The sequence below is a fragment of the Aeromicrobium sp. genome (assembly GCF_014378035.1).
In the GTDB taxonomy this organism is placed as follows: domain Bacteria; phylum Actinomycetota; class Actinomycetes; order Propionibacteriales; family Nocardioidaceae; genus Aeromicrobium.
On the sequence record NZ_JACMOM010000100.1, the window covers coordinates 1 to 2,663 of the forward strand.

Consider the following 2,663-nt stretch of genomic DNA (forward strand, 5'->3'; position numbering starts at 1 on the left):
AACTTCTTGACCAGCTTGCCGTAGTAGACGCTGTTGGCGAACTCCTGCCCGCCGCCCTTGCCGAAGATGCCGCCGACGAGCGAGGCCACGAATGTCAGGTCGGCCCGGGTCCAGGGGGTGGGCTTCTTCTGCAGGGCCAGGGACTCGGCCGGGCAGTCGGGGCCGGTCGGCAGCCCGAGCGGGCACATCTGGTCCTGGGCGGCGTTGATGCCGGCGAGGTAGGCGTCGGCCCCGTCGAGCAGCCGCCGGCCCTCGGCACCGTTCTCCTTCGCGATGATCTCGAGCTGGTCGGCGGCCTCCTTGCGGGTGTAGTAGGCAGTGCGAACCTGTGCACGGTCCATCGCGATGTTGCCCGGGGTGGCTCCGACGAACTCGGCCCCGCGACCCGCCCCAAGGTGGCGCAGGGCGTCCATCAGGAACATCCGGTCCTGGGCACCGGCGAACCCGGCGCCGAACATGGTGTCGTTGTAGGTCTTTCCGGTGATGTAGGGGACGCCGTACGCGTCGCGGACGATGGTCACGCCGGTCTTCGGCGTTGACGTGCTCACGACCTTCTCGGGAACGAAGCCGGCTTTCTTGTAGAGGTCGTCGACGACTCCCTCGGTGACCTGAGCGGGCCGCTTGGTGGAGAGCTTGTCGTACAACTCGAGCTGGTCTGCGTGGTTCGGCGGCGCGTTCTTGCCGTCGACGGCGGTGAGGCCGCCACCCGTCAGCACCTGAGCGAGCTGCAGCGTGTTGATCGATCCGCGCTGGCCCGCCGGCAGGATGTTGCGGACCGATCCGTATGAGTCTGCGGTCGTGGGGGAGGGGACGGTTGTCGCGGCCCCTGCGGGCAGCACCGCCGCCCCGACAGCCAGCACGCTGATCATGGTTGCCATGGCGTTACGTTGCACGACGGTGCTCCTCTGCTTCGCTCCCGACCCACCTGTGTCGCAGGTCACAACGAGCGAGGTGCGGGCGAAGTTACTCCTCGGTCACATTGCCGCCTCGTCAGGCTTGTCTCCCCGCGTCCACGTGATGTAGCGGTCGAGGGACGAGCCGACCACAGCGGTGGCACCGGCGTCGATCGTGCTGAACGCTCCGTACAGACGGTCCCAGGCGTACGGCTCGATCGCCGACATGATGCGTCGCACAGCGCGCTCCGGGAGCGGGATGCGGTTGACGTAGCTGCGCATCACGCTGACGCTCGTCCGGTCGGCTCCGATGGCGAGGGTGTTGCCGGTCAGCAGCACCCCGCGGCCGTCCGATCCCGCTGACCAGTGGGCCACGCTGCTGCCGGCGAAGTGGCCACCGCACTGCACGAGTGTGACGCCGGCAAACACCTCGTGCGTGTCGTTCCAGAGCTCGATGACCGGGTCTGGGCGGCGAATCCACTCCCGGTCGGCAGAGGCCACCAGCACGGGCACTGAGGAGAAAGCATGGCTCCACTGAATGGATGCGCCGGTGAGATGAGGGTGGCTCGCCGAGATGACGTCGACACCTCCGAGCTCTCGGACGGCGGCGATCATGGCATCGTCGATGAACCCCGGCGGCTCCCACAGCAGGTTGCCGTCCGGGGTGCGGAGCAGGAGCCCCCGCTGCCCGATACCCAGCTCGGGCACGACATCGACGGCGTACAGGTCGGGCTCCAGCTGGGTGATGACGCCCCGGTATCCATCGGCGGCAAGCTCGGCCTGCGTGGTCCACCGCTGGCCGGAGGCGGGGACGAACTGACGTTCGTCGGTGCAGATGGCACACGTCATCGGTGGGTGCTCGGTGTCGGCGTGCTCGATGGCACAGGTGGCGCAGCTCCAGATCGTCATGCGTGCACGCTAAAACCTCAACAATGGATGAGGTCAACACCGCAAGCGCACGTCAGCGACCGGTGGTGCCGTCGACCGACTCGCGCAGCAGGTCGGCGTGGCCGTTGTGCCGCGCGTACTCCTGGATGAGGTGCACGTAGATCATTCGAAGCGACATCTCGTCGCCGTGGACCCTGACGACGTGGTCGAAGTCGAGATTCTCGACGGCACGGTGGGCGAGCGTCTGCTCCTCCACCAGCTCGGCGACCGCGCGCTCGGAGTCTGCGGCGTCGATGACGTCGAAGTCGGTGTCCTTGCGCTCCGCGAAGTCGTGCAGGCCCTCGACGTCCTCACCGGCCGCGCGCATGCGGAACCAGATGCGCTCGACCTTGGCCATGTGACGCACCAGTCCGAGCAACGACAGGTTGGATGGGGCGATCGGCCTTTGGGCGAGCTGCTCACCCGTCAGCCCCGCGCAGATGTTGAGCAACGTGTGGCGCTGCCACGCCAGCATCCCCTCGAGGATCGGTCGGTCGTCGCCGGTCATGGGCCCGTCGACCTCGGCGGGCACGGGGGAGGTCCAAGTCATGCAGCGATCGTCCCACCCTCCCACCCGCTGACCCTCCCGCCCGCGCTGGGAGTGACGCTCTTGTGGTCAGGAACGGCGCGTCGCATCAAGAACGTCACTCCGAGCGCAGTATTGGGTGTCGGCGCGTGCTTGATCCGTGGACTGGCTTCTGACAGCATCCAGCCCATGACACTCGGACTTGACCTGACGGGCCGGGTCGCGATCGTCACCGGTGCGGGTAGCCCCACCGGTATCGGGTTCGCGGTGTGCCAGCGGCTCGGCGACCTAGGCGCATCCGTTGCTCTCACGGGCAC

3 protein-coding genes are annotated in these 2,663 nt (G+C 67.6%); all 3 read right to left on the reverse strand.

Features of this window, described 5'->3' with window-relative positions; all coding sequences use genetic code 11:
- Window positions 1–878, reverse strand: an 878-nt coding sequence (locus tag H7290_RS05290) for a penicillin acylase family protein (protein ID WP_290512970.1), incomplete at its 3' end; no start/stop codon positions are given.
- 96 nt (window positions 879–974) lie between these two features.
- Window positions 975–1,802 carry a hydrolase gene (locus H7290_RS05295; RefSeq protein ID WP_290512971.1) on the reverse strand — a complete coding sequence of 276 codons (828 nt, stop codon included), beginning with the start codon at window positions 1,800–1,802 and terminating at the stop codon, window positions 975–977.
- A gap of 52 nt (window positions 1,803–1,854) precedes the next feature.
- On the reverse strand, window positions 1,855–2,370 hold the full coding sequence (locus H7290_RS05300; RefSeq protein ID WP_290512972.1) for a DinB family protein: 516 nt from the start codon (window positions 2,368–2,370) through the stop codon (window positions 1,855–1,857).
- Between the last annotated feature and the right edge of the window lie 293 nt (window positions 2,371–2,663).